24 protein-coding genes and 1 pseudogene are annotated in these 26,961 nt (G+C 67.2%); 14 read left to right on the top strand and 11 right to left on the bottom strand.

All coding sequences use genetic code 11. From position 1 onward, the window contains the following. Positions 1-15 precede the first annotated feature (15 nt). Complete coding sequence (locus WS87_RS25000; RefSeq protein ID WP_059819683.1) at positions 16-357, bottom strand: cupredoxin domain-containing protein; 342 nt, start codon at positions 355-357, stop codon at positions 16-18. A gap of 23 nt (positions 358-380) precedes the next feature. Continuing rightward, positions 381-1,325, bottom strand: a complete 945-nt coding sequence (locus WS87_RS24995) for a metallophosphoesterase family protein (protein ID WP_059819369.1) — start codon at positions 1,323-1,325, stop codon at positions 381-383. A gap of 255 nt (positions 1,326-1,580) precedes the next feature. On the opposite strand from WS87_RS24995, the gene WS87_RS24990 reads away from it, so the two are divergent. The 3 genes from WS87_RS24990 (at position 1,581) to WS87_RS24980 (ending at position 4,998) form a co-directional block, all read left to right on the top strand. Continuing rightward, entirely contained in the window at positions 1,581-1,805 is a 225-nt protein-coding gene (locus WS87_RS24990) for a hypothetical protein (RefSeq protein ID WP_059819368.1), read from the top strand. An 80-nt stretch (positions 1,806-1,885) separates the two neighbouring features. Continuing rightward, positions 1,886-3,640, top strand: a complete 1,755-nt coding sequence (locus WS87_RS24985) for an ABC transporter permease (protein ID WP_059819367.1) — start codon at positions 1,886-1,888, stop codon at positions 3,638-3,640. Positions 3,641-3,651: 11 nt separating this feature from the next. Continuing rightward, positions 3,652-4,998 carry an ABC transporter ATP-binding protein gene (locus WS87_RS24980; RefSeq protein WP_059819366.1) on the top strand — a complete coding sequence of 449 codons (1,347 nt, stop codon included), beginning with the start codon at positions 3,652-3,654 and terminating at the stop codon, positions 4,996-4,998. 27 nt (positions 4,999-5,025) lie between these two features. On the opposite strand, the gene WS87_RS24975 is transcribed toward WS87_RS24980, so the two are convergent. Continuing rightward, positions 5,026-5,904, bottom strand: a complete 879-nt coding sequence (locus WS87_RS24975) for a MurR/RpiR family transcriptional regulator (protein WP_059691842.1) — start codon at positions 5,902-5,904, stop codon at positions 5,026-5,028. Positions 5,905-6,247: 343 nt separating this feature from the next. On the opposite strand from WS87_RS24975, the gene ggt reads away from it, so the two are divergent. Together ggt and WS87_RS24965 are read left to right on the top strand one after the other, a co-directional pair. After that, a complete protein-coding gene (ggt, locus tag WS87_RS24970; RefSeq protein ID WP_059819365.1) occupies positions 6,248-7,999 on the top strand; it encodes a gamma-glutamyltransferase in 1,752 nt (583 codons plus the stop codon). Between the two features lie 230 nt (positions 8,000-8,229). Beyond that, the gene (locus tag WS87_RS24965; protein WP_059526554.1) at positions 8,230-9,558 is read left to right on the top strand and encodes a dicarboxylate/amino acid:cation symporter; all 1,329 of its coding nucleotides are present in this window, start codon (positions 8,230-8,232) and stop codon (positions 9,556-9,558) included. Here WS87_RS24965 and WS87_RS24960 read toward each other — a convergent pair. After that, the gene (locus tag WS87_RS24960) at positions 9,555-9,944 is read right to left on the bottom strand and encodes a DUF3331 domain-containing protein (RefSeq protein WP_059819364.1); all 390 of its coding nucleotides are present in this window, start codon (positions 9,942-9,944) and stop codon (positions 9,555-9,557) included. The two genes, WS87_RS24965 and WS87_RS24960, sit on opposite strands and share 4 nt — an antisense overlap. A 48-nt stretch (positions 9,945-9,992) precedes the next feature. Continuing rightward, positions 9,993-11,285 (bottom strand): NAD(P)/FAD-dependent oxidoreductase, encoded by a 1,293-nt coding sequence (locus WS87_RS24955; RefSeq protein ID WP_059819363.1) that lies wholly within the window; start codon positions 11,283-11,285, stop codon positions 9,993-9,995. 148 nt (positions 11,286-11,433) lie between these two features. Between WS87_RS24955 and WS87_RS24950 the strand changes: the two genes are divergently transcribed. After that, complete coding sequence (locus WS87_RS24950; protein ID WP_059819362.1) at positions 11,434-12,087, top strand: TetR/AcrR family transcriptional regulator; 654 nt, start codon at positions 11,434-11,436, stop codon at positions 12,085-12,087. Positions 12,088-12,109: 22 nt separating this feature from the next. Here the strand turns inward: WS87_RS24950 and WS87_RS24945 are convergent, their stop codons facing one another. Then, positions 12,110-13,021: a LysR family transcriptional regulator gene (locus WS87_RS24945; protein ID WP_059819361.1), complete on the bottom strand. Its 912-nt coding sequence runs from the start codon at positions 13,019-13,021 to the stop codon at positions 12,110-12,112. 114 nt (positions 13,022-13,135) lie between these two features. Between WS87_RS24945 and WS87_RS24940 the strand changes: the two genes are divergently transcribed. After that, positions 13,136-13,897, top strand: a complete 762-nt coding sequence (locus WS87_RS24940) for an SDR family NAD(P)-dependent oxidoreductase (protein WP_059819360.1) — start codon at positions 13,136-13,138, stop codon at positions 13,895-13,897. A 45-nt stretch (positions 13,898-13,942) separates the two neighbouring features. On the opposite strand, the gene soxR is transcribed toward WS87_RS24940, so the two are convergent. Continuing rightward, on the bottom strand, positions 13,943-14,419 hold the full coding sequence (gene soxR, locus WS87_RS24935) for a redox-sensitive transcriptional activator SoxR (RefSeq protein ID WP_059819359.1): 477 nt from the start codon (positions 14,417-14,419) through the stop codon (positions 13,943-13,945). Between the two features lie 79 nt (positions 14,420-14,498). Here soxR and WS87_RS24930 point away from each other — a divergent pair, with 79 nt between their 5' ends. The 4 genes and pseudogenes from WS87_RS24930 to WS87_RS24915 all read left to right on the top strand — a co-directional run bounded on the left by WS87_RS24930 (position 14,499) and on the right by WS87_RS24915 (position 22,231). Then, the gene (locus tag WS87_RS24930) at positions 14,499-15,713 is read left to right on the top strand and encodes an efflux RND transporter periplasmic adaptor subunit (protein WP_059819358.1); all 1,215 of its coding nucleotides are present in this window, start codon (positions 14,499-14,501) and stop codon (positions 15,711-15,713) included. A 13-nt stretch (positions 15,714-15,726) separates the two neighbouring features. Then, positions 15,727-18,900, top strand: coding sequence for an efflux RND transporter permease subunit (locus WS87_RS24925; protein ID WP_059819357.1), 3,174 nt, complete (start codon positions 15,727-15,729; stop codon positions 18,898-18,900). After that, positions 18,897-20,392 (top strand): annotated as a pseudogene (locus tag WS87_RS24920) (efflux transporter outer membrane subunit). The gene WS87_RS24925 and the pseudogene WS87_RS24920 overlap by 4 nt, the downstream one beginning before the upstream one ends. A 321-nt stretch (positions 20,393-20,713) precedes the next feature. After that, positions 20,714-22,231, top strand: coding sequence for a purine-cytosine permease family protein (locus tag WS87_RS24915; RefSeq protein WP_236873241.1), 1,518 nt, complete (start codon positions 20,714-20,716; stop codon positions 22,229-22,231). Positions 22,232-22,369: 138 nt separating this feature from the next. Here WS87_RS24915 and WS87_RS24910 read toward each other — a convergent pair whose 3' ends face one another. After that, a complete protein-coding gene (locus tag WS87_RS24910; RefSeq protein WP_059819355.1) occupies positions 22,370-23,125 on the bottom strand; it encodes a glucose 1-dehydrogenase in 756 nt (251 codons plus the stop codon). A 40-nt stretch (positions 23,126-23,165) separates the two neighbouring features. Next, the gene (locus WS87_RS24905; RefSeq protein WP_059819682.1) at positions 23,166-23,699 is read right to left on the bottom strand and encodes a VOC family protein; all 534 of its coding nucleotides are present in this window, start codon (positions 23,697-23,699) and stop codon (positions 23,166-23,168) included. A gap of 189 nt (positions 23,700-23,888) precedes the next feature. Here WS87_RS24905 and WS87_RS34485 point away from each other — a divergent pair, with 189 nt between their 5' ends. Together WS87_RS34485 and WS87_RS24900 are read left to right on the top strand one after the other, a co-directional pair. After that, complete coding sequence (locus tag WS87_RS34485; RefSeq protein ID WP_257792236.1) at positions 23,889-24,014, top strand: hypothetical protein; 126 nt, start codon at positions 23,889-23,891, stop codon at positions 24,012-24,014. Positions 24,015-24,247: 233 nt separating this feature from the next. Next, a complete protein-coding gene (locus WS87_RS24900; RefSeq protein ID WP_059819354.1) occupies positions 24,248-24,859 on the top strand; it encodes a cysteine hydrolase family protein in 612 nt (203 codons plus the stop codon). 163 nt (positions 24,860-25,022) lie between these two features. On the opposite strand, the gene WS87_RS24895 is transcribed toward WS87_RS24900, so the two are convergent. Then, positions 25,023-25,499 carry a nuclear transport factor 2 family protein gene (locus tag WS87_RS24895; RefSeq protein WP_059819353.1) on the bottom strand — a complete coding sequence of 159 codons (477 nt, stop codon included), beginning with the start codon at positions 25,497-25,499 and terminating at the stop codon, positions 25,023-25,025. A gap of 253 nt (positions 25,500-25,752) precedes the next feature. Between WS87_RS24895 and WS87_RS24890 the strand changes: the two genes are divergently transcribed. Then, positions 25,753-26,139, top strand: a complete 387-nt coding sequence (locus WS87_RS24890; protein WP_059819352.1) for a winged helix-turn-helix transcriptional regulator — start codon at positions 25,753-25,755, stop codon at positions 26,137-26,139. Positions 26,140-26,431: 292 nt separating this feature from the next. On the opposite strand, the gene WS87_RS24885 is transcribed toward WS87_RS24890, so the two are convergent. Beyond that, positions 26,432-26,806, bottom strand: coding sequence for a YXWGXW repeat-containing protein (locus WS87_RS24885; RefSeq protein ID WP_082750667.1), 375 nt, complete (start codon positions 26,804-26,806; stop codon positions 26,432-26,434). Positions 26,807-26,961: the final 155 nt, after the last annotated feature.

The following is a 26,961-nucleotide window of genomic DNA, read 5'->3' as shown; positions in this document are numbered from 1 at the left end:
ACGCGGCGCGCCGCGTCATTCCACGGTGATGGTCTCCTTCATGTACGGATGAATCCCGCAGAACACCTTGTAGACCCCCGGCTTGTCAAAACGGAACGAGTAGGTTTCGTCCTGGTCGAGCGCTTTCGAATGGAAGATGCCCGCGTCGTTGACGACGGTATGCGGTTCCGCGTCGAGGTTTTTCCACGTGACCGTCGTGCCGGCCTTGATCGTGGTCGACATCGGCGAAAACATGAAATTGCGGATCGTCACGAGCGGGCCGGCCGGAGTCTGCGCGCATGCGGCGACCGGCGTGCCGACGGCGGCCGCGCTCAGGATCAGTGTGGCTGCCAGCGTCGAGGGCTTGAGGAAGGTCATGTCGGTCTCCTTGTGTGTCGGCATCAGGCCAGCGTCGTGTCGTGCAGCGATGCCGCGACGGGATGGCCGGCGAAGTCGACGGTTGTCACGCCGAGCATCGCGGGCAGCCGGTCGCGCGGCACCGTGAGCGGCACCGGGCCCGGGCCGTTGCCGGCGGTCGGCTGCGGGAACGCGGTGGAGCGCGCGGTGTGGAACGTCACGTTGCCCTCGACCTTCGACACGATCTGGTGGATGTGTCCGTTCAGCACGGTGACCGAGCCGAAGCGGCGCAGCAGGGCCATCGTCTGCGGCGCGTCGCCGGTGCCCCAGCCCCACGGCTCGTAGATGGTCCACATCGGCATGTGCGAGAACACGACGATCGGCGTGCTCGACGATTGCCCCTTCAGATCCTGAGCGAGCCACGCGAGCTGTTCGTCGCCGAAGCTGCCGAGCCCGTTCGGCTTGAAGTGCATCACGTTGACGAGTGCGACGAAGTGCACGCCCGCGTGATCGAAGCTGTAGTAGCCGCGGTTGTCGGACGCCTTGCCGAACCGGCTGAAATATTCGGCGCCCGAGCCATCGGTCACGTCGTGTTCGCCGGGCACCGTGTGCAGCTCGGGCACGCGCAGCCCGGACAGCAGTTGCGACGCATGGTCGAATTCTTCCGCCTTGGACAAGTGCGTGATGTCGCCGGTATGGATCGCGAGCGCGGGCGTGGCAGGCATCCCATTGACCAGATCGATCGTCTGCCGCAGCGTGGCCGCGACGTCGGGATTCGCGTCCTTGTTGAAGCCGATGTGCGTGTCGCTGATCTGCACGAACAGCGGCCGGCCCGCATTCGCGGGGAGCGCGGCGCCGCTTTGCGCGAGCGCGAGATCGAACGGCGTGAGGATGCCGCCCGACAGCGTAAACAGCGTGCCGAGGCCGCCGAACGCCATGCATTGCAGGGCCTTGCGGCGCGACGGGCGGGTAGGAGTCGATGAAGACATGTTTGCCTCGCATTCGTATGACGGAACCGGACGGCCGGATCGTCCTGGAATTAGCCGGCGCCTTCGCATGCCATACCAATGCGGCGACGGATTTATTCCCGTTTATTTGCGAGGCCCGATGCGGCCGTTCGAGGCTTGCGGCGCGATGACGGATCGCTGACGGATGACCTGTCAATGTCCTGTAAGTGACACGTCACGTTTGCGTCATGTTCGCCCGATAGCCTGCGACACCGAATCACCTCTCCGGAGCCCCTCATGCCGAATCTCGCGGCAACGGAAACCCGTGGTGCGGGCGGTCGAAGCACGCGCACCATCGGCCTCGCATCGTTCTTTCCGAGCGTTGCCTGCGGCATCGTTCATGTCGACGCTCGCCTGAGCGCGGATCCCGGTCCCGTCAAGGAGCGTTCGGTCCTGCCGATCGTGCTGCGCTTCGTCGCGCTGTCGGCGGCACTGTACTGGGCGATTCACACGCTGTTCTGAGCCGCGCCGGCCGATGCCATACCCGGCCGTGCGGCACGCGGCCGATCCCATCGATTTTCAATTCGAACCAGACGCTACCGATGGATATCAGTTTCTTCGATCCGAATCGCACCGCCAACGCGTCCGCGTGGCGCGTGCTCCCCAACCGCTGGGATGCGGTCGCGTTTCCGCTGATCATCGGCCTACTCGCGATGGCGATCGTCGGCTTCCACGAGACGATGGCGCCGATCGCGACCCTGCAGACGCAGAAGATCTCGCTCGATCCGTCGAACCTGCCCGAATACGCGTTGCGCACCACGCTGCGAATGCTCGCCGCGATGGTCGCGTCGCTCGCGTTCACGCTCGTCTACGGCACGCTCGCCGCGAAAAGCCGTCGCGCCGGCATGGTGCTGATCCCGATTCTCGACATCCTGCAGTCGGTGCCGGTGCTCGGCTATATCTCGTTTACGGTCACGTTCTTCCTTGCACTGTTCCCGGGCCGCGTGCTCGGCGCCGAGCTCGCGGCGATCTTCGCGATCTTCACGAGCCAGGCCTGGAACATGACGTTCAGCTTCTATCAGTCGCTGCGCACGGTACCGCGCGACCTGAGCGAAGTGTCGCGCGGTTTTCACCTGACGTCGTGGCAGCGCTTCTGGAAGCTCGAGGTGCCGTTTTCGATGCCGGGGCTGATCTGGAACATGATGATGTCGATGTCGGGCGGCTGGTTCTTCGTCGTCGCATCGGAGGCCATCACCGTCGGCAACCAGACCATCACGCTGCCCGGGATCGGTGCGTATCTCGCGCAGGCGATCTCGGACAAGAACCTCGGCGCGGTGGGCTGGGTGATCGTCGCGATGTCGGTCGTGATCCTCGCGTACGACCAGTTGCTGTTCCGCCCGCTCGTCGCATGGGCCGACAAGTTCCGGATGGAGAACACCGCGTCGGGCGACGCGCCGCAGTCCTGGCTGCTCGACATGCTGCGCCGCACGCACCTGATCCATCAGCTGCTGGTGCCGGCCGGCTGGCTGCTGTCGCAGGCCGCACGGATTCCGCTGCGTGTGCCGTCGCTTGCGGGCAAGCGTTCGCGCGGCACGTCGGCGCGCGGGTCGTCGCGTGTCGGCGACATCGTGTGGGGAACATTCGTGATCCTGATGACCGTGTACGTCGCGTGGCGCGTCGTCAGCTTCGTCGCGACCGGCGTGACGATGAGCGAGGTCGGCCACGTGCTGACGCTCGGGTTGATCACGCTGCTGCGTGTGATCGTGCTGATCGCGATCGCATCGGTGGTCTGGGTGCCGCTCGGCGTGCTGATCGGGCTGCGCCCCGCGCTGGCCGAGAAGATCCAGCCGCTCGCGCAGTTCCTCGCCGCGTTCCCGGCGAACCTGCTGTTTCCGGTGTTCGTGATCGTGATCGTCCACTTCCATCTGAACGCGGACATCTGGCTGTCGCCGCTGATCGTGCTCGGCACGCAGTGGTACATCCTGTTCAACGTGATCGCGGGCGCGATGTCCTATCCGAACGACTACAAGGAGGCGACGAAGAATTTCCGCATTCGCGGCTGGCAGTGGTGGCGGCAGGCGATGCTGCCCGGCATCTTCCCGTATTACGTGACCGGCGCGATCACCGCGTCGGGCGGCGCGTGGAATGCGAGCATCGTGTCCGAGTTCGTGCAGTGGGGCGACACGAAGGTCGTCGCGCACGGCCTCGGTTCGTATATCGCACAGACGACCGCGGCCGGCGACTTCCCGAAGATCATCCTGGGCATCGCCGTGATGTCCCTGTTCGTCACCTTGTTCAACCGCCTGCTGTGGCGTCCGATGTATGCCTATGCGGAATCCCGGCTCCGTCTCGATTGAGAGTAAGCGCGATGCAAAATTCGATCGTAATCAACGCCCCCGCCCAGACGTCCCAGCCGCTTCAGCCGCCGCGCCTCGGTGAGGAAATCCTGCGCGTCGCACACGTGAACCGCGGCTTCAACAAGACGCAGGGCGAACTGCTCGTGCTCGACGACGCGAACCTGTCGCTGCGCGAAGGCGAGATCGTCGGACTGCTCGGCCGCTCCGGCTCGGGCAAGTCCACGCTGCTGCGGATCATCGCCGGGCTGATCGAGCCGACCGGCGGTGAAGTGACCTACCTCGGCAAGCCGCTGACCGGCCCGGCCGAAGGCGTCGCGATGGTGTTCCAGACCTTCGCGCTGTTCCCGTGGCTGACCGTGCTGCAGAACGTGGAGGCCGGGCTGGAAGCGCTTGGCGTCGGCGCGCGCGAGCGGCGCGAACGCGCGCTCGCCGCGATCGACCTGATCGGTCTCGACGGCTTCGAGAACGCATACCCGCGCGAGCTGTCGGGCGGCATGCGTCAGCGCGTGGGCTTCGCGCGCGCGCTCGTCGTCGACCCGACGATCCTGCTGATGGACGAGCCGTTCTCGGCGCTCGACGTGCTGACGGCCGAAACGCTGCGTACCGACCTGCTCGACCTGTGGACGCAAGGCCGCATGCCGATCAAGTCGGTGCTGATCGTCACGCACAACATCGAGGAAGCGGTGTTCATGTGCGACCGGATTCTCGTGCTGTCGTCGAACCCGGGCCGCGTGATCGCCGAGATCAAGGTGCCGTTCAAGCATCCGCGCAACCGTCTCGACCCGGCCTTCCGCAAGCTCGTCGACGACATCTACGCGAAGATGACCGCACGCCAGACCGGCGAGGCGACGAAGAAGGGGCTCGAGCTCGGCAGCTGGATGCCGCGCGTGTCGACCAACCTGATGGCCGGCCTGATCGAGACGCTCGCGATGGCGCCGTACCACGGTCGCGCCGACATGCCGGAAATCGCGCGCACGCTGCATCTGGAAGTGGACGAACTGTTTCCGATCGCCGAAGTGCTGCAATACCTCGGCTTCGCCGACGTGCGCGAAGGTGACGTGTTCCTCACGCCGCCCGCGCGCGTGTTCGCGGAGTTCGGCACGCAGGAGCGCAAGTTGATGTTCGCGGATCACCTGCTGAAGCACGTGCCGCTCGCCGCGCGAATCAGGAAGGTGCTGAACGAGCGCCCCGGACATCGCGCGCCGCGTGTGCGTTTCGAGCAGGAGCTGGAGGATTTCCTGTCGGACGAGGCGGCCGAGGAAACGCTCGACGCGGTGATCGACTGGGGCCGTTACGGCGAAGTCTTCTCGTACAACGACAAGACGGAGGTGTTCAGTCTCGAGGATGTCGAGAGCTGACGCCCGCGCCCGAATGATGGCCGACCGTCATTCGGGCAAATCCCACTGATTCGCATCCTGCTCGATCCCGCCCGTGCTAAGCCGCTCGATCTTTTCCATCCGCTGCCGCGCCAGTTCGGGAAGCCGGTTCGTCACGCCGATCACCAGCGCTTCGGCGAGTGCGAGCGCCGGCACATTGGTCTGCAGCATCGCGAACGGGCGCCCCTGGATCCGCAGCACGATCTCGGCGAACGCGCTGATCGGCGAGCGCCATTCGTCGGTGATCAGCAGCACCCGCGCGCCGAGCCGGTGCGCGGCCTGCGCGAACCGGATGCTGTCCTTCTGATAGCGGCGAAAATCGAAAATGACGAGCACGTCGCCGGGCCCCATGTCCGTCAGCGAGACCGACGCGAGATTCACGTTCGGCTCGACGTACTGCACATGCGGGCGCGCATACGCGAGCGTGAAGGAAAACAGCGACGCGAGCGGGGCGGTATAACGTCCGCCGCCGCAGAACACGCGGATATCCGGATCGGCCAGCAGCGTCACCGCTTCGTCGAACGCCGCCGCATCGAGTCCTTCGATCGTGGTGGCGAGCGATTGCGAAAGCCGCTGGAAGATCGCCGCATGGCTGTCGCGCATCCCCGATTCCGAGTGGAAGGCGTCCATCCGCGCGAGCGGCGAATTCATCGCGGTGTCGATCTCGTCGTGCAGCGCTTGCTGAAACGACGGGTAGTTCGGAAAGCCGATCCGCACGACGAAGCGAAACACGGTCGGGTCGCTGACTTCGGCTTGCTTCGCGAAGCTCGCGATCGGCCCGAGCCCGAGGCTCGGATAGCGATCCAGCAGCGCGTGCGCGACCTTCTGTTCCGACGGCGTGAAGCTATCCATCTGGGATAGCAGCAACGCCCTGATGCTTGTCCCCATCGGGCACTCCGGCTTGCTCTTATCTGAATGAACGACAAACGGCAGACATGCGTCTGCCGGCGACTCCATGCATGTTAGCCCATCGACAGGCCGCCAATCGCGTGAGGTAGCAGATTAGAGGGACGCATCACCCCGGGCATCAAACATTCATATGTGTAATAAAACGAACATCCCACGCAGTCGATCAGCGCGTGATCTCGCGCATAAGCTGAGTGATAACCCTAGGTTTTGAGATCAAAATGCCGATGTATGATCGCGGCCTCGCCGGAATGTATCGTTCATTACATGCCGGATCAGCAACGTCGACCGGCAAGGCCCGGTCATTCGTCTGGAGGATTCCGTCATGAGGCGGCTCGTCGTACTCACCCTGTTGTCGGCCCTGAGCGCAGGCGCGCTCGCCGCTTCGGAACCCGCGGTGGAAGCGAAGAACGGCATGGTCGTGTCGTCGCAGCACTTCGCGTCGCAGATCGGCGTCGACATCCTGAAGGAAGGCGGCAACGCGGTCGACGCCGCCGTGGCGGTCGGCTACGCGCAAGCGGTGACCAACCCGTGCTGCGGCAACATCGGCGGCGGCGGGTTCATGACCCTGCACCTGGCGGACGGCCGCGACCGCTTCATCAACTTCCGCGAGACCGCGCCGGCCGCGGCGTCCGCGAACATGTATCTCGATGCGAACGGCAACGTCATTCCGGACGACAGCCTGTACGGTTATCGCGCGGTCGGTGTGCCGGGCACGGTCGCGGGTCTCGACCTCGCGCAGCGCAAGTACGGCAAGCTGACGCGTCGGCAGGTGATGGCGCCGGCGATCCGGCTCGCGCGCGACGGCTTCGTGCTGACGCGCGGCGATACGGACATCCTCGACACGACGATCGACCGTTTCAAGAAGGACCCGGAAGCCGCGCGCATCTTCCTGCGCCCGGACGGTACGCCGCTGCAGCCGGGCGACCGCCTGGTGCAGAAGGACCTGGCGCGCACGCTCGAGCGCATCGCGGAGCAGGGCCCCGACGCGTTCTATCACGGCGAGATTCCGAAGATCGTCGAAGCGGCCGCGAAGCGCGGCGGCGGGCTGATCACGGCGGCCGACTTTGCGTCGTATCGTGCGCAGGACATGGCGCCGCTGACCTGCACGTATCGCGGCTACGAGTTCGTGTCGGCGCCGCCGCCGAGCTCGGGCGGCGTGACGATGTGCGAGACGCTGAACGTCCTCGAAGGGTATGACCTGCGCAAGTTCGGCTACCAGTCGGCTTCGGTGGTCCACTACATGACCGAAGCGATGCGCCACGCGTACGAGGATCGCAACACGCTGCTGGGCGACCCGAACTTCATCGACAATCCGGTCGCGAAGCTGACGAGCAAGACCTATGCGGCCGAGATCCGCAAGCAGATCAGCGGCGATACGGCGACGGCGTCGGTCGATGTGCAGCCGGGTGTCGGCGTGCACGAAAAGCCGGAGACGACTCACTATTCGATCATCGACCGCGACGGTAACGCGGTGTCGACCACGTACACGGTCAACGGCCGCTTCGGCGCCGTGGTGATCGCGCCGGGCACGGGCTTCTTCCTGAACGACGAGATGGACGACTTCACGGTCAAGGTCGGTGCGCAAAACCTGTTCGGCCTCGTGCAGGGCACGCGCAACTCGATCGCACCGGGCAAGCGTCCGCTGTCGTCGATGGCGCCGACGATCGTGAAGAAGGACGGCAAGGTGTTCATGGTGGTCGGCTCGCCGGGCGGCTCGCGCATTATCACGATCACGCTGCAGACCGTGCTGAACGTGATCGACTACGGAATGACGCCGCAGGATGCGGTCGGGGCGCCGCGCATCCATCATCAATGGCTGCCGGATCAGGTCTATTACGAAACCCGCGGCCTGTCGCCCGACACGCTCGCGATCCTGCGCAACATGGGCTACAAGATGGTCGAGCAGACGCCGTGGGGCGCAGCGGAGCTGATCTTGGTCGGCCTGCCCGGCACCGAGGCGGCGAGCCGTCAGAGTTCCGGCAACGACTCGTCGGTGTCCGGCAACGTGCGCGTCGGCTACATCTACGGCGTCAACGATCCGCGCCGGCCGGCCGGTTCGGCGATCGGCTACTGACCTGAGCGGATGAGATTCGATTTGATTGCATCAGGCTGAACGGTTGCCCCGGCGTTCGCCATCACGCGAGCGCCGCGGCAGCGACAGCGCGTCCGTTCTCGGACGTTCGCAGTATCGAGCGTGGCGGGTGCCCGGAGTCCCGGGCCCGCCTTGCTCGCAACGTGCGCCGTGGCACGGCATCGGTGCGCGTATTTTTTCTTTCACTCCTGCACCGTGCGTCGAGTTCCGTTATGAACAAACGAATGTCTGCGGCAGTCTGGATCCTGCTCGCGATGGCGGCCGGCATCTTCATCGGCTACATGATCTACACGCAGTTTCCCGACAAGCAGGCGGCGACTGAAATCGCCGGCTACATCTCCCTCGTGTCCGACGTGTTCCTGCGCCTGATCAAGATGGTGATCGGGCCGCTGGTGTTCTCCACGCTCGTCGTCGGCATCGCGCACATGGGCGACGCATCGTCGGTGGGGCGCGTGTTCGTGAAGGCGTTCGGCTGGTTCGTCACCGCGTCGCTGATCTCGCTGCTGCTCGGGCTGTTGATGGCGAACCTGCTGCGCCCCGGTGAGAACCTCGGCCTGCCGCTCCCGGACATCGGCGCATCCGCGCATCTCGCGACGTCCAAGTTCACGCTGAAGGATTTCGTCAGCCACATGGTGCCGAAGTCGATCGCCGAGGCGATGGCGAACAACGAGATCCTGCAGATCGTCGTGTTCTCGATGTTCTTCGGCGTCGCGCTCTCGGCGCTTGGCGAGCGCGGCAAGATCCTCGTGGCCGCGATCGACCAGCTGGCGCACGTGATGCTGAAGATCACCGGCTACGTGATGAAGCTCGCGCCGCTCGCGGTGCTGGCGGCGATGGCCGCGACCGTCGCGGTCAACGGGCTGTCGGTGCTGCTGAAGTTCGCGGTGTTCATGGGCGACTTCTACGTCAGCCTGTTCCTGCTGTGGAGCACGCTCGTGATCGCCGGCCTGCTGTTCCTCGGCCGCCGCGTATTCAAGCTGCTCGTGCTGATCAAGGAAGCGTTCATGCTGTCGTTCGCGACCGCGAGCTCCGAGGCCGCGTATCCGAAGATCCTCGACGCGCTCGACCGGTTCGGCGTGCGACGCAAGATCTCGAGCTTCGTGATGCCGATGGGCTATTCGTTCAACCTCGACGGCTCGATGATGTACTGCACGTTCGCGTCGCTGTTCATCGCACAGGCGTACAACATTCATCTGTCGCTCGGCACGCAGATCACGATGCTGCTGGTCCTGATGCTGACGTCGAAGGGGATGGCCGGCGTGCCGCGCGCATCGCTCGTCGTGATCGCGGCGACGCTGCATCAGTTCGATATCCCGGAAGCGGGGCTGCTGCTGATCCTCGGTGTCGACACGTTCCTCGACATGGGCCGCTCGGCCACCAATGCGGTCGGCAATTCGATCGCCAGCGCGGTGGTCGCGAAGTGGGAAGGCGAGCTGATGTCGGAGTCCGAAGCGCTGGCGCATGCCGCGCATCTCGATGCGGAACTGGAACGGCAGAACAGCGAACCGGCCTATGGTGCCGGTCAGGCGACGTCCGTTTAAGCGGCGCACGCCTCGTCGATGGACGCCGCCAGCACCATCGCGGCGGCGTTGCCCGGCGCCGAGCCGAGCAGTTGCGGCGCATACACGCTGTCGCCGGGCGCGATCGGCTGCCCCGACAGCGCACAGACGCCGCGCTTGCGCGTCGTGAACAGCCGCCACTTCTGATAACCGTAGTGGCCGGTGCACGCGTCGCGCCACGAAATCATCACGGTGTCGGTCGTGGGACGTTCGAGCACGCTGATCGTCGGTTGGCTCGTCGCGTCCCACGACGGCAGGCGATCGCGCGTGATGCTGCGCCGTCGCGGTGCGGCCCATGAGACGGACGGCATGTCGAAGCAGCCGATCGCGGCGACCGTCTTGAGCCAGGCTACTGCACTGTTGCTCATCTTTGTTTGTTTCCCTCGAAACGTTACGCGATGCCGCGACGTGCGGCATCACGACAGGCGGATGCGCGGCTGCACGCAGCCGTTGATCCGTTCGGCGATCCACAGCAGCGTCGCCTTGGAAAATCCGTGCAGCGCCTGCTGGTGGCGCCGATACAGCATCAGATGGCTGAATTGCGCGAAACGCCCCTGGATGAAGCCGCCGCGAAAGAACCCGAATTGCCCGAGTGTGCCGAACGCGTCGTAGTCGCTGATCGACACGAGCGCGCCGAAGTCGTGGAACGCGAACGGCGGCAGCGGTTTGCCGTCGAGCCATGCCGGCAAGTGCTTCGCGAGATGCTCCGCCTGCTGGGCCGCGACCTGCGCGGTGGGCGGCAGCGGCCGCTCGTGGCCGTCGAGCTGCAGGCTCGCGCAATCACCGATCGCGAACACGTGCTCGTCGACCGTGGCCTGCAACGTGGGCCCGACCAGGATCTGGTTCGCGCGGTTCGTGTCGAGCCCGCCCAGCGCCTGCATGAAATCGGGCGCCTTCACGCCGGCCGCCCACACCATCAGATCTGCTTCGGCAAACGAACCGTCGCCATGGTGGAAGCCGTTCGCATCGGCCGCCGTCACGCGCGTCGACGTCAGCACGTGAAAGCCGATCTGCTCGAGCCGCCGTTGCGCCGACGCGGAAATCCTCGGCGGAAACGCGGCGAGGATGCGCGGGCCGCTTTCGAGCAGCGTCAGCCGCAGCCGTTCGCGCACCGTCTCGTCGCCATATGCCTGCGCCACTTCCAGCAGCCGGCTCAGTTCCGCCGCCAGCTCCACGCCCGTCGCGCCCGCACCGACGATCGCGACGCGAAACGGCTCGTCGCGCGCGATGCTGCGAAACACGCGCATCCGCAACGCTTCGTTGAAGGTTTCGGCTTGCTGCTGGCTGTCGATGAAGTAGCAGTGCTCGCGCACGCCCGGCACGCCGAATTCGTTGGCCTGGCTGCCGAGCGCGAGGATCAGCACGTCGTATTCGAGCTCGCGCGCGTCGATCATTCGTTCGCCGTCCTGCGAGCGGATCTCGGCGAGCTGCACGCGGCGACGCGCACGATCGAGCCCCGTCAGTTCGCCGGGCTGGTACGTGTAGCCGTGATCGCGCGCATGGGCGAGGAAGATCACCTGCTGTTGCTGCACGTCGCGCGTGCCGGCCGCGATCGTGTGCAGCATCGGCTTCCAGATATGGGTCGGGCTGCGGTCGACGACGGTGACCTGGGCGCGCCCGGTGCGGCCGAGACGTTCGCCGAGGCGGGTCGCGAGCTGCAATCCGGCGATGCCGCCGCCGACGATCACGATGCGAGTAGGGGTTGTCATGGATAAATCATCACGTGATGAATAATGTATGATCCTAGCGCTTCCCGGCTTCGCGTGTCAACGGAGCGGGGCAGGCGACCCGGTTCTGGCGATGTGGAACCGGGGTCCGAACGCGGGCATTCGATTCATTCAACGGGAGCAGGAAAACGTGGCTGAAGTCACTGAGCGCGCGCCGTCGAAGCGGCGTACGCGGGGGCGGCCGCTGGCGGAGGCGTCCGTCGGTCCGGACGTGATATTGCGGGCCGCGCGTCGCACGTTCGCGAAGCGCGGCTACGATGCGACGAGCGTGCGCGAGGTCGCGCGCGAGCTGGGCATCGACGCCGCGCTGATCGCCCACCATTTCGGCGCGAAGGAAACGTTGTGGCTGGCCGTCGTCGAGCAGATCGTCGATCTCGCCGAGCCGCTGTTTAAAGCGTTGCGCGCGCTGCGCACGTCGTCATTGCCGCATCGCGAGCGCGTGCGGCGCGCGATCGAGCTGTGCGTCGACCACGAATTCGAGGAGCCGGACATCGGCATGTTCTTCTCGACGGCGGCGACCGAAGAGGGCGGGCGGCTCGACTGCCTGCAGCAGCGGATCGTGCGCCCGTATCACGACGCGATGTTTCCGCTGCTGGCCGACGCGGTCGAGGCCGGCGAAATCCGTCCGGTCGATCCGAACGTGCTGTTCTTCATGATCGCGAGCGCGGTCGGCACGACGGTGTCGTACAGCCACATGATGTTGGAGTTCACGTCGCTGCCCACGCGGCAGGATGCGTTCCGGCAGGCCGTGCTCGACGTCGCGCTCAGCATTCTGCGCGTCTGAGCGCCGCGCGCACGACGCGCGGTCACGTTGCCGCCACCAGCCCCAGTGCGTCGACCGCGTGCCGCGCGCTCTCGCGCAGCGCGTCGACGAGCGGCGACGGCGTCCGGTAGGCGATCGCCAGTTCGTATGCGAGCGGGCTGCCCGCGCCCGTCAGTTCGCAAAACGTAATGCCTTGCGGCTGCATCGGCACGAACAGCCGCGGCATCAGCGCGACGCCGATGCCGCCCGCGACGAGTCCGGCCGTCGTCTGCATCTGGCGCGGCTGCTGGATCACGCGCGGCGCGAAGCCGGCCTGCGCGCATGCCGTCACGATTCGCGCGTACATGCCGGGCCCGTGATGCGCGGCAAACAACACCCACGGTTCGTCCGCCAGCTCGGCCAGCGCGATGCGGCGGCGGCGCGCGAGCCGGTGACCGTCGGGTAGCGCGGCGACCATCCTGTCGCGCAGCAGCGGCTCGACGTGCAGCTCGCCCGCATCGGCTACCGGCAGCACGACGAGACCGACGTCCGTGCGATCCTGCCGCAGCGCGAGCACCTGCTCGGCGGTCGTGCCTTCTTCCAGCTGGAAATCGACATCCGGATGCCGTTGCTGGAACGCGCGGAGGATCAGCGGCAGCAGCCTATTGACCGTGCTGTCGACGAACCGCAACCGCAGCGTGCCGCCCAGCCCGGCACCGGCGCGGCGCGCCACTGCCACCGCACGCTCGGCCTGCTCGATCGCGCGGCGCGCTTCGAGCAGGAACGCATCGCCGGCCGGCGTGAGCGTCGAGCCGCGGTTGTCGCGCTCGAACAGCGCGACGCCCAGCTCTTCCTCGAGCTTGCGGATGGCCGCGCTGAGCGGCGGCTGCGCCATGTGCAGGCGCTCGGCGGCGCGCCGGAAGCTCAGCGTTTCGGCGACGGCAATGAATTGCCGGAACTGGCGCAGATCGATCATAGCGATACCTTTTACGTATCAGACGGTCATCGAATTCGTATTTTACCTATCGTCGTGCGTTGCCCAGACTGCCAGTGTTATCAACCGTCAACACCGAGGAAAGGAGGGTAGGCCATGACAGACGGCGAAATGCAACGCACGGCGATCGTCACGGGCGGGGCGAGCGGGATCGGCTTCGCGATCGCGAACCGGCTGGTGGAGGAAGGGTATCGCGTCGCGATCGTCGGACGCGACGCGCGGCGCCTGGAGGCGGCCGTCGCGCGCCTCGGCAATGCGGCGATCGGGCACGCGGCCGACCTGAGCGTGCGTCGCGACGCGGCGGCGGCGGTCGCCGCGATCGTCGCGCGCTGGCCGCGCATCGACGTGCTGGTCAACAACGCGGGGCTGACGGGGCGGGTCGGCGCGGACACGGACGCGGGCGATGCCGAGGCCGTGTGGGACGCCGTGCTCGAGGCGAACCTGAAAAGCGCGTTCATCACGACGCTGACCGTGCTGCCGCATCTGGCCGAGCGCGCCGCGCGGATCGTGAACATCGGGTCGATCGCGGCGCGCGCGGGCAGCCTGCTGCCGGGCGGCCTCGCCTATGCGGCGGCGAAGGCCGGTGTCGAAGGGTTCACCGTCGCGCTTGCGCGCGAACTCGGGGCGCGCGGCGTCACGGTCAATACGGTCGCGCCCGGCTATGTCGCCGATACGCGGTTCTTCGGCGATGCAGGCGTCGCGCCGGCCATCGCGGCGACGATTCGCGAACAGACGCCGGTCGGCCGCGCCGGCCAGCCGGACGACGTTGCGGACGCGGTCGCGTGGCTCGCCGGCCCGCGCGCGTCGTTCGTCACGGGCGCGACGATCGCGGTGAACGGCGGCTGGCGGGTCGGATGATGCGTGGAGCCGACGCGGCGACGGGCATCGCGTCGGCCGCCCGCGTCAGTCGAGATCGGGCGGCGCGTCGCCGAGCCAGCGCCGCGCGCCGGGCCCGTTGCGGCCCGCGCGGTCTTCGGGGTTGGTCAGCTTGCAGCGCTTCAGCGACAGGCAGCCGCATCCGATGCATTCGTCGAGGTTGATGTAGAGCCGCTGCAGTTCCTCGATCCGGTTCGCGACGCGCTGCTTCCAGCCGCGCGACAGCCGCTGCCAGTCCTTGTTGGTCGGCGCGGTGTCTTCCGGCAGGCTCACGAGCTGTTCGCCGATCTCGTCGAGCGAATAGCCGATCTTCTGCGCGAACACGATGAACGCGATCAGCCGCAGCACCGCACGCGAATAGTGACGATGGCTCGAGCCGTTGCGGTGCGACTTGATAAGCCCGCGCTTCTCGTAGAAGCGCAACGTCGATGCCGGCACGCCGCTGCGTGCGGCCACTTCGCGGATCGACATCAGCGGCCATTGCGGGGTTTCGTCGATACCCATGACGCCCTCCGGGAAAGCTTGACTTGAAGTTAACTTCAACTTTTATGCTACGCGGCAGTTTAACCCGTCGCGAGGCATCATGCTCTTCTTATCCCTACGCAGGACGTCGCCTTTGGGCGCGGCCTGCGCATTGCTGCTGGCGTTGTCGGGCTGTCACGACGGCAAAGGCGAATCGTCGGCCCATCCGCTGCCCGAAGTCGGCGTGACGACCGTCGCGCCGCGCACGATCCGCCTCGCGGACGAATTCAACGGACGCGTCGAAGCGGTCGACGCGGTCGAGCTGCGGCCACGCGTGAGCGGCTATCTGCAGCGCATCGCGTACAAGGAGGGCGACCTCGTCGCGCAGGGCGCGGTGCTGTTCGAGATCGATCCACGCCCGTACCGGATCGCGCTCGACCGCGCGAACGCGCAGCAGCAGCGGGCGCGCGCGGCCGCGAGCCTCGCGGATGTACAGCTCAAGCGCGTGCGGACGCTGATCGATGCGCATGCAACCTCCCAGGAGGAACTCGACAACGCGCGCGCGACCGCGGAGCAGGCGCGCGCCGACCTGCAGGCGGCCGACGCGGCCGTCGCCGACGCGAAGCTCAATCTCGGCTTCACCGAAGTGCGTGCGCCGATCGCGGGGCGCGTCGGCCGTGCGATCGCGACCGCCGGCAACCTCGCGCGCGCGGACGACACGCTGCTGACGACGGTCGTGTCGCAGGACCCCGTCTACGTGTATTTCGATTGCGACGAGCAGAGCTACCTGCGCTACAACACGCGGCGCGCCGACCCGAGGCATCGGGCGATCGGCGCGGATCCGGTGCGCGTGGGCCTCGCCAACGAGACGGGCTTCCCGCATGCGGGAACCGTCGATTTCCTCGACAACCGGCTCGATCCGCAAACCGGCACGATCCGCGCGCGCGTGCGGCTGACGAACGCGGATCACACGTTCACGCCGGGCCTCTATGCGCGCGTGCAGCTCGTCAGCGGCCGCGACCAGGATGCGCTGCTCGTCGACGACAAGGCAGTGCTCACCGACCAGGATCGTAAGTATGTCTACGTGATCGATGCCGGCGACAAGGCGATGCGTCGCGACGTGACGATCGACCGTGTGCTGGACGGCGAGCGGATCGTCGAAAAGGGGCTGCAGTCGGGCGATCGCGTGGTCGTCGACGGCGTGCAGCGGATCTACTATCCGGGTGCGCAGGTGAAGCCGAAGGCGCTGCCCGCACGCGCGGATGCGGGCAGCGGCGCCGGGCCGGGCAGCGGCACGCAGGCCGTGGCCGACGCCGGCGCGCCGGCCGCGCAATAACGGGAGACCTGCGATGGATTTCTCCCGATTCTTCATCGACCGGCCGATCTTCGCGGTCGTGCTGTCGATCGTCATCTTCGCGATCGGCCTGATCTCGATCCCGATGCTGCCGGCCGGCGAGTATCCGGAAGTCGTGCCGCCGAGCGTCGTGGTGCGTGCGACGTACCCTGGCGCGAACCCGAAGGAAATCGCCGAATCGGTCGCGGAGCCGCTGGAAGAAGCGATCAACGGCGTCGAAGGGATCATGTACATGAAGTCGGTCGCGGGCTCGGACGGCAGCCTGCAGGTCGTCGTCACGTTCCTGCAGGGCGTCGATCCCGACACGGCCGCCGTGCGCGTGCAGAACCGCGTGAGCCAGGCGCTGTCGCGTCTGCCCGACGAGGTGCGCCAGTACGGCGTGACCACGCAGAAGCAGTCGCCGACGCCGCTGATGTACGTGAGCCTTTATTCGCCGGACAACAGCCGCGATTCGCTGTATCTGCGCAACTACCTGACGCTGAACGTGAAGGACGAGCTGTCGCGCCTGACCGGCATCGGCGACGTCGGCGTGTACGGCTCCGGCGATTACGCGATGCGGCTCTGGCTCGACCCGAACCGGCTCGCATCGCGCGGGCTGACCGCGAGCGACGTGATCGCCGCGGTGCGCGAGCAGAACGTGCAGGTATCGGCCGGCCAGCTGGGTGCGGAGCCGACGCCGAAGAAGAACGATTTCCTCGTGTCGATCAACGTGCGCGGCCGGCTGCGCACGGTGCAGGAATTCGGCGACATCGTGCTGCGCAATGGCGACGACGGCCAGGTCGTGAAGCTGTCCGACGTCGCGCGCATCGAGCTCGGTGCGGGCGACTACACGCTGCGCTCGTATTTCAACGACCGGCATTCGGCCGTGGTCGGCATCTTCCTGTCACCGGGCGCGAACGCGCTCGACGTCGCGAAGTCCGTGTATGCAAAGCTCGACGAGCTGTCGAAGCGCTTCCCGCCGGGTATCGCGTATCGCCCGGTGTGGGACCCGACCGTGTTCGTGCGCGAATCGATCCGCGCGGTGCAGCACACGCTGATCGAGGCCGTCGTGCTGGTCGTGCTCGTCGTGATCCTGTTCCTGCAGACCTGGCGCGCGTCGATCATTCCGCTCGTCGCGGTGCCGGTGTCGGTGGTCGGCACGTTCGCATGGCTCTACCTGCTCGGCTATTCGATCAATACGCTGACGCTGTTCGGGCTCGTGCTCGCGATCGGGATCGTCGTCGACGATGCGATCGTGGTGGTCGAGAACGTCGAGCGCAACATCGCACAGGGGCTGAGCCCGCGCGACGCTGCACATCAGGCGATGCGCGAGGTGTCGGGGCCGATCGTCGCGATCGCGCTCGTGCTGTGCGCGGTGTTCGTGCCGATGGCGTTCATGTCGGGCGTGACCGGCCAGTTCTACAAGCAGTTCGCGGTGACGATCGCGATCTCGACGGTGATTTCCGCCGTCAATTCGCTCACGCTGTCACCCGCGCTCGCCGCGAAGCTGCTGCGCCCGCACGGCGCGCCGAAGGATGCGCTCACGCGTGCGCTCGACCGCGCATTCGGCTGGCTGTTTCATCCGTTCAACCGCTTCTTCGAGCGCAGTTCCGGTCGCTATCACGGCGTCGTCGCGCGCACGCTGAAGCGGCGCGGCGCGGTGTTCGCGGTCTATGCGGCCCTGCTCGCGGCGACCGCGCTGCTGTTCAACGCAGTGCCGGGCGGCTTCATTCCCGTGCAGGACAAGTTGTATCTGTTCGCCGGCGCGAAGTTGCCGGAAGGCGCGTCGCTCGCACGCACCAGCGCGGTGACCGAGCAGATGACGAAGATCGCGCTCGGCACCGACGGCGTCGAGATGGTGCCGGCGTTCGCCGGATTGAACGCGCTGCAGGGCGTGAATACACCGAACATCACGAACTCGTACGTAATCCTGAAGCCGTTCGACCAGCGTCACCGCAGCGCCGCGCAGATCAACGCGGACCTGAACGCGCGCTTCGCGGCGATCGGCGGCGGCATCACCTATGCGCTGATGCCGCCGCCGATCCAGGGCCTCGGAAACGGTTCGGGCTACTCGCTGTATCTCGAGGATCGCGGCGGGCTCGGCTACGGCGAATTGCAGAAGGCGTTGACGGCATTCCAGGCCGCGGTCGCGAAGACGCCGGGGATGAGCTACCCCGTGAGCGCGTACCAGGCGAACATCCCGCAGCTCGAGGTGAAGGTCGACCGGCTGAAGGCGAAGGCGCAGGGCGTCGCGCTGACCGATCTGTTCAACACGCTGCAGGTCTATCTGGGCTCGATGTACGTGAACGACTTCAATGCATTCGGCCGCGTGTACCGCGTGATGGCGCAGGCCGATGCCGGTCACCGGCAGACGGCCGCCGACATCGCGAACCTGCGCACGCGCAACGCGAAAGGCGAGATGGTGCCGATCGGCTCGATGGTGACGGTCGCGCCCGCGTACGGCCCGGATCCGGTCGTCCGCTACAACGGCTATCCGGCCGCGGACCTGATCGGCGACGCGGACCCGAAGGCGATGTCGTCGTCGCAGGCGATCGCGAAGCTGCAGCAGATCGCGAAAGACGTGCTGCCGCCGGGCATCACGCTCGAATGGACCGACCTCAGCTACCAGCAGGTCACGCAGAGCAACGCGGCGATCGTCGTGTTCCCGCTGGCGGTGATGCTCGTGTTCCTCGTGCTTGCGTCGCTGTACGAGAGCTGGACGCTGCCGCTCGCGGTGATCCTGATCGTGCCGGTGTGCATGTGCGCGGCGCTGTTCGGCGTATGGCTGTCCGGCGGCGACAACAACGTGTTCGTGCAGGTCGGTCTCGTCGTGCTGATGGGTCTCGCGTGCAAGAACGCGATCCTGATCGTCGAGTTTGCGCGCGAGCTCGAAATCCAGGGCAAGGTCGTGATCGACGCGGCGTTGGAGGCGTGCAGGCTGCGGTTGCGGCCGATCGTGATGACGTCGGTCGCGTTCATCGCGGGCTCGGTGCCGCTGCTGGTCGGCAGCGGCGCGGGCAGCGAGGTGCGCGCGGCCACCGGCGTCACCGTGTTCGCGGGGATGCTTGGCGTCACGTTGTTCGGGCTGTTCCTCACGCCGGTGTTCTATGTGGCGATCCGCAAGCTCGCGGGCGGCACGCCGGCCGTGTGGAGCGAACAGCATGGCACCCTCGAAGGAGAAAACCGATGAGCGCCGCTTTCCGTCTTTCCGCGCTCGCGATGTCGGTGACGCTCGCCGCGTGCGCGGTCGGCCCCGACTTCAAACGGCCCGACACCGCGGCTGCCGCGCGCTTCGCACGCGACGCGCATCCGGCCACGCAGGATGCGTCGTCGCCGGATGCGTCGGCGGCTGCCGATGCCACATTCTGGCGCGGCTTCGGCGACCCGGCGCTCACGCAGTTGATCGACGCGGCGCTCGCGGCGAACCAGGACCTGCAGGTCCTGGTTCGCGCTACGACGCATCGAACGCGCTGTTGTCGCAGGCCACGTTCGACCGCTATCCGACGATTACCGCGAGCGGCCGGATCGGCCACCAGCTGACGAGCAAGGACCAGGCGTTCGGCGCGCCGCGCAGCCAGCGCGATACGCCGATCTCCAATCTCGGGATCAACGCGGCGTGGGAACTGGACCTGTTCGGCCGCGTGCGCCGGTCGATCGAGTCGCAGCGCGCGGAAACGGCCGCGAGCGCGGCCGACGTGCGCGCGGTGCGTGTCGCGATCGCGGGCGAGGTCGCGAGCACGTACGTGGATCTGCGCGGCTCGCAGGAGCGGCTTCGGATCGCACGCGAGAACGCCGACAACCAGAAGCAGACGCTCGCGCTGATCAATGCGCGCGTCGGCGCGGGGCGCGGTTCCGAACTCGATGCGGCGCGGGCGCGCGCGCAGTTCGAATCGACGACGTCGCGGATCGCGGTGTACGAAGCGGCGATCGGCGTCGACGAGCACCGGCTCGCGGTGTTGACCGGACAGACGCCGGATGCGCTGATCGGCCGGTTCGACGTGCCGAACGCCGACGCATCGAAAGGCACGCCAGTGCCGCTGCCGGCGCTTGCCGTCGACGTCGATCCCGGCACGCCGGGCGACCTGCTGCGCAGGCGCCCCGACGTCGCGGCTGCCGAGGCGCGGCTGCATGCGGCCACCGCGCGGGTCGGCGTCGCGACGGCCGACTTGTTTCCGCGCTTCACGCTGTCGGGGCTGCTCGGCAGCGCGACGAGCAGCTATGGGTTCTTCCGTGCGGGCAGTGACACGAACCTGATCGCGCTCGGCGTCGACTGGTCGTTCCTCGACGTCGGCCGCGTGCGCGCGCGGATCGCGGCGAGCGACGCGGAGGCAGCCGGCCAGCTCGCGCAATACCGTCAGACCGTGCTCGGCGCACTGGAGGAAACCGAGAACGCGCTGCTGCGTGTCGCCCGCACGCGGGACGAGACCGCCCACCTCGTGCGGGCGGCGGACGACAGCGCACGCGCGGCGCAGCTCGCGCAGACGCGCTTCTCGGCGGGCGCGATCGACTATTACGAAGTGCTCGACGCACAGCGGACGCTGCTGCAGGCGCAGGACGCGGCGGCCGACGGGCGGATGCGCAGCGCGGCGTCGACGGTCGCGCTGTACAAGGCGCTCGCGGGCGGCTGGCCGGCGGGAACGGCGCAGGCCGCACCGGGGCCGCTCGCGCGATCGGTGCAGTAGCACGCCGGGCCGCGCGGCGGGCGGGCGCGGTGCGTCTGCCCGCCGTTCAGCAGGAGTGAGCGCCGGGCTGCGGTTCCGCTGTCCGCTGGCGGCGGCCCCGCGCTTCGCCGTCGTACCTGCCTTGCATCGCCCGCACCGCATGCGCGGCGCGGCACGCGGCCGATTTCCGGCCGAGAAACATTGTTCTCCTTCGTCGTAAACGTCTCGAATGCGTGATATTTGCGCCGCCCGATCCGGTTTAGAGTGGCCGCAAATTGATGACGATGTGTCGTATGGCCGAAGTCGCAGGCCGTACCGATGCACCAGAGGAGTTGGAGACAAATGGCTGAAGGCAGGATTACGCAAGTTGAATCGTTCGGTTTCGAGCGGATTCCCGACGCATCGCGCTATGCACGTCCGATCGATCTGTTCCGGTTGCTGTTCGGCGGCTGCAATACGTTTTCCACGTCGGTGCTCGGCAGCTTCCCCGTGCTGGTCGGGCTGTCGTTCAAGGCGGGCGTATGCGCGATCGTGCTCGGCGTGCTCGCCGGCACCTGCATCCTCGCGCCGATGAGCCTGTTCGGTCCGCGCAACGGTACGAGCGACCCCGTGTCGTCCGGCGCGCATTTCGGCATCCACGGCCGGATCGTCGGTTCGTTTCTCGCGCTGCTCACGTCGATCGCGTTCTTCTCGCTCGCGGTGTGGAGTTCCGGCGACGCGCTCGTCGGCGGCGCGCACAACATGGTCGGCGCGCCGGTCAACGGTTTCACGCTCGGCGCCGCGTACATGGTGTTCGCGGTGCTCGTGCTGATCGTCTGCGTCTACGGCTTTCGCTTCATGCTGTGGGTCAACAAGATCGCCGTGTGGGCGGCGAGCCTGTTGTTCGTCGCCGGCCTGTTCGCGTTCGCGGGGATGTTCGACATGAACTACGCGGGCACGCTGAGCCAGGGCAGTGCGGGTTTCTGGGCCGCGTTCGTCGGCGCGGTGCTGGTCGCGTTGAGCAACCCGGTGTCGTTCGCGTCGACGCTCGGCGACTGGGCGCGCTACATCCCGCAACAGACGCCGAAGCGGCACGTGATGGGCGCAGTTTTTGCCGCGCAGATCGCGACCTTCGTGCCGTTCTTCTTCGGCCTCGCGACCGCGACGATCATCGCGTCGAAGGCGCCCGCGTTCATCGCATCGAACGACTATGTCGGCGGGCTGCTCGCCGTATCGCCGCGCTGGTTTCTGCTGCCGATGTGCCTGATCGCGATCATCGGCGGGATGTCGACCGGCACGACCGCGCTGTACGGCACGGGCCTCGACGTGTCGAGCATGTTTCCGCGCGTCCTGAACCGTGTGCGCGCGACGCTGCTGATCGGCACGATCGCGATCGCGTTCATCTTCGTCGGGCGTTTCTGGTTCAACCTCGTCGAAAGCGTCGCGACGTTCTCGACGCTGATCGACACGTTCAGCTGCCCGTGGATGGCGATCATGGTGATCGGCTACGTGACGCGTCGCGGCTTCTATCTCGCCGACGACCTGCAGGTATTCAATCGCGGGCTGCGCGGCGGCCACTACTGGTTCACGCGCGGCTGGAACCTGCGCGCGATGGGCGCGTGGCTGCCGGCGGCGTTCATCGGGCTGTCGTTCGTGAATCTGCCGGGCCAGTTCGTCGGGCCGCTCGGCGCCCTGGCGGGCGGGCTCGATCTCAGCGTGCCGGTGTCGTTGCTGGTCGGCGGATTGCTGTATTTCGTGCTGCTGACGGTGCATCCGGAAGCGGACGGCGTGTACGGCCCAAACGGACGCTTCCTGGTGCGCGGCCGAGGGCAGGCGGCGCGTGCTGTCGGCGCGCCGGCGATCCAGCCGAAGGGGTATTGAGCGCCGCATCGTTGGCTGCTTCGTTTCGGAAACCATCATGCCGCCGCGCGGGAAAGCCGCCGGCGGCATGGTCGTTTTCGGACGCTTGATGGTCGGTGCGGATGAGCGGCCGGACCTGCCCGTCGATCCCGCTGCGGATCAGTGGAACGTGCTGCCCGCGAGCATTCCGCCGTCGACGATGAATTCCGAGCCCGTGCAATACGCGGATTCGTCGGACGCGAGAAACAGCACGAGGCTCGCCACTTCGTCGGGTTTGCCGATGCGCGCGATCGGCAGCCCGCTGTAGATCGAGGACGGGTCGAAATCGGCGTATTCCGGCGGGCGTGCCATCACGGTGTCGATGCCGCCCGGATGGACCGAGTTCACGCGGATTCCGTAGCGGCCGAACTCGAGCGCGGCGGCCTTCGTCATCCCGCGCACGGCGAACTTGCTCGACACATACGCGCTGCCGCCGGCCACGCCTTCCATCCCGGCCGTCGACGACACGTTGACGATCGAGCCGCCGCCCGCGTCCTTCAGCGCGGCCAATGCCGATTTCATGCCGAGCCAGCAGCCGACCTGGTTCACGTCGATCACCCTGCGATAGTCGTCGAGCGAACAGGACTCGATCGGCACGAGCTTCAGGATCGCCGCGTTGTTCACGAGGACGTCCAGCCGGCCGAAGTGCGCGAGCGTCGTGTGAACGGCGGTGTGCCAGTCGTCTTCGTTCGTCACGTCGAGATGCTGGTAGCGTGCGGCGTCGCCGAGTTCGGCCGCGACGCGTTGGCCGGCGTCGTCCAGCACGTCGGCGATCACCACGCGTGCGCCTTCGGCGACGAACCGGCGTGCCTCCGCCTCGCCCTGGCCGCGGGCACCGCCCGTGATCAGCGCCACTTTGCCTTCGAGTCGTTTCATCGTGTTGCTCCAGTGAGTGAAGGGGGACGCACGAGCCCGCTCATGCGGCGGCCGGCGCGTCGATGATGCGGACCGGATCGGCGCCATCCCATGCGCGTGCTTCGGCGATGCCGCGCGCGATCATGTCGCGCATGCCGGCGCCTTCGATCACTTCGACGCGCACGCCGGGATCGTCGGCGTCATCGAGGTAGGCGACGCGCGTGGCCGGGTTGCGCGCTTCGAACACGACGCGCAGGCCGCGCGCCGTGAGCCGCGCCACCGCGGCATCGAGATCGTCGACCACCCATGCGACGTGATGCAGGCCCGCGAGCGGTTGCCCGTGCGCGTCGCGGTATGGCGACGGCGCATCGTTCGTCACGTGGATCAGTTCGATCTGCACGTCGCCGAGATACGCGAGCCCGACATCCATCGTGACCGTCACAGCTTCACCGAGGTAGCGGCCGTCGAGACGCACGTCGCGGAACACGGTCCACGGGCCCGCATCGTGGCGGGCGCGCCAGCGCGCGATGCTGCGGTCGAGATCGGCGACCACGAAGCTGATCTGGTCGACGGGGCCGAGGACGGGGGCGTTCATGATGTCTCCGTGGCGGGGGCGCGAGCGTGCGCGGCGCCGTTCGATGCGGCATGCGGCGTGCGACGAATGACGGCCATGATGGCAATAAACCTGGCGCTTCGTGCCATCCAAACGGACTAGCCGCGGGGACGCGGCGCGGTGGGGGAGAAGCGAGTGGACGCGTCTGCGCGTTGTCGCGCGTTCGGGGCCTTGACCGTCAGCCCGCAGTTTTCGGGCGAGCCGCTCACGAACCTGCTGCCCGTATTCGGCGAGACCGGGCTGTTGTGGATCGGCGGCTCGGGCTTCCCGCTCAGCTTCGTGACGATGGTGCGCTAAGGGCGCGCGGCCGCGTTGTCGCAGACGGCTGTGTGCAGGTTGGCCCGATCCTGTCGGACGTTGTCCTGCGGGCCGCTGTCGCGCGGAGTCGCACGGCACGACACTGGCGCCTCGCGGTCACAGCAGGCCAGCCCACGCACGGTGGCGACCTGCCGCAAGGCTGCGTGCGGTGGCGCGGGCCTTGCCGGGCCGCCGTTTCGTTCGATGTGCCAACCTTGAGTAGAGAGCGACCCATGCAACATCTGACCATCCGTACCCTGGCCGGCGCGAGCGCGCCGACGTCGATCGATGCCGCCCGCACCGCGCTGCTGGTGATCGATTTCCAGAACGAATATTTCAGCGGCCGCCTGCCGATTCCGGAAGGGCCGCGCGCGTTGGGCAATGCGCGACGCGTGATCGCGTTCGCCGATCGCGCCGGCATCCCGGTATTCCACGTTCAGCACGTCGGCGCGGCCGGCGACCCGCTCTTCGCCGACGGCAGCGACGGCTTCCGCTTTCATGCGGACCTGCAGCCGGCGCCGCATCACGCGGTCGTGAAGAAGACGTCGGTGAGCGTGTTTCCGACGACGGACCTCGACGCGCGCCTGAAGGCGGCCGGCATCGACACGCTTATCGTCACCGGGCTGATGACGCATGCGTGTGTTGCCGGCGCGGCCCGCGATGCCGTGCCGCTCGGCTACGCGGTGATGGTCGTCGACGACGCGTGCGCGACGCGCGACCTCGATGTCGCGGACGGCGGCACGGTGCCGCACCGCGACCTTCACCGCGCCACGCTGGCCGCGCTGTCGGACACGTTCGGCGACGTGTTGACGACCGGGCAGGTGCTCGCGCTCGACGTCGCCTGATGCGCGCGGCCGGGCCCGAGCCGTGCTCGGCCGCGCGCAGGCGGATGACGGCCCTGGCACGGTCGGACGGGCGTGGCGGCGAAGCCCGATGTAGGGGCGTTCGCGCGTGCCGGGCAGCGTCGTGTCGCGAGGTCGGCCGGGCATCGGTCCACGGGCCGCCCGATCAGAACATCGTGTTCGCGTTCGCGGCCTTTTCGGGCACCGACTGGATCACGTCCCAGTGCTCGACGATCTTGCCGTCCTTCACGCGGAAGATGTCGACCACCGCGTCGCCGCGATCGCCCGGCCGCTCGGTCGCATGCACATGCAGATAGACGAGGTCGCCATCGGTCGAGCTGCGGACGATCTGCGCGCGTGATTCGGGGTTCTTCTGAAACGCGCCGACGAAGTACGACACGAACGGCTTCTTGCCGTCGGGCACGTGCGGGTTGTGCTGCTTGTAGTCGTCGGCGACGACGGCGGCAGCCTCGACCGCTTCGTGCTTGTTGAAGAAGCGGTCGTAGAACGTCAGCACGAGCTGGCGGTTGGCTTCCTCGGCGGCCGGGTCGCGCGTGACATGACCGGCGGCCGGCGCGGCGGTCGATGCGGCAAGCAGGACGAACGCGGCAACGGCGCGGACGGGGGAGCGGAGCGGTGACATGTGGCGGGTTCCTTGTCTGGGGGTTCGTGGGTGGGCGCACGGTGTGCGATCGCGGATGACGCCGATCGTCATCATCGGCGGGCGAAGGAGTGCCGACTGTGCGCATCCGTATGCTTCGCAGAACTTGAAAATCCGTGCGGCCATCGGGTCGATCGAATGGTACAGTTGCCGCGAACCCGTCACAAGAAGTCACCGCGGAGTGAGCAGGTCACGCCGCGGTGACCGTGCATCGCCCGTGAAAGAGAATCCCGTCATGCCGTTTACGTCCGCCGACGAATCCGTCGAACTCGATCAGCCGTGCCCGATCCGCGATGTGCTTGATCGCATCGGCGACCAATGGAGCCTGCTCGTGCTCGAGGCGCTGTCCGGCGGCACGATGCGTTTCAATGAACTCGCCCGCGCGATCGGCGACGTATCGAAGCAGATGCTGTCGCGCATGCTCAAGCGGCTCGAGCAGGACGGCTTCGTCAGCCGCACGCTGTATGCCGAGGTGCCGCCGCGCGTCGAATATGCGCTGACGGACCTCGGGCGTTCGTTCCTGACGCCGATGGACGCGATGATTCGCTGGGCCGACGAACATCATCGTGCGATATGCGCCGCACGTCGCCGCGCGTGCGAGCTGGAGAGCAACGGGCGTTGAGCGGAGTGCGTCGTGCGGGCGTGTGGCGATCCGCGACTGTATGCGTGTGTTGCGGCAGCATCGGATGATTTCGTTATCCGAATGTCTTGAGCGAATTGCTCACGCATGCGGCGTCGCGATGGGTGCGACGCACGCGCGGCGACCGGCGTATGACGGATATGAACTGTTGTGGCGGGGCGATCCGCCTCCGCTTGGTCGGTCGGTCGATTCGTATGCAGGACGGCGCGACGTGTCGATCGACAAGGCCGTGGAAGCAGCGGCACTGCGCCGGCCGATGGCCGGCGCGGGCGACTTATCGCCAGGTACCGTCGACGTAGACCCACACTTGCCCCTGGCGACGCCAGTATCCAGGCACCCACCTGCGCCCGGGGCGGCGAGCGACCCAGCGTCCGGGCACCCATATATAGCGGCCGCGCTGCCAGCGCCAGTAGCCGTCGGTCCAGATATAGCCATGCGGCCGCGGCGGCGGTGGCCGGCGATCATGTCGCAGTGCGGGTGGCGCGAAGCCCGGGCGATCGGAATAAGGCGGCCTGCCGGGGCCTGGAGGCGGCCCGGGAGGCCGATACCCGGGCGGTGCGGGTTGGGCCGAGGCGGTGCGCAGCCAACCGCCGGTGGCGGCGACGGCGGCGGTCAGTCCGATGGCGCGCAACAGCGAGCGTCGATTCATGGCGAGTCCTCTATCTAATAGGTATTCGGGCTGCCTTACGTTAGCTGGCTGGTCGCGGGGCCGGGTTACGCGGGGCGTTAAGGCTGTTACCGCATGTCACGACGACCTGCGGGCAGCCGGGGCGCCCGCCACCGATCCCACTCTGCAGGCGCTGG

This window comes from Burkholderia sp. MSMB0856, from assembly GCF_001524645.2.
Taxonomy (GTDB): domain Bacteria; phylum Pseudomonadota; class Gammaproteobacteria; order Burkholderiales; family Burkholderiaceae; genus Burkholderia; species Burkholderia diffusa.
This window is presented reverse-complemented; position numbering and strand designations above follow the sequence as displayed.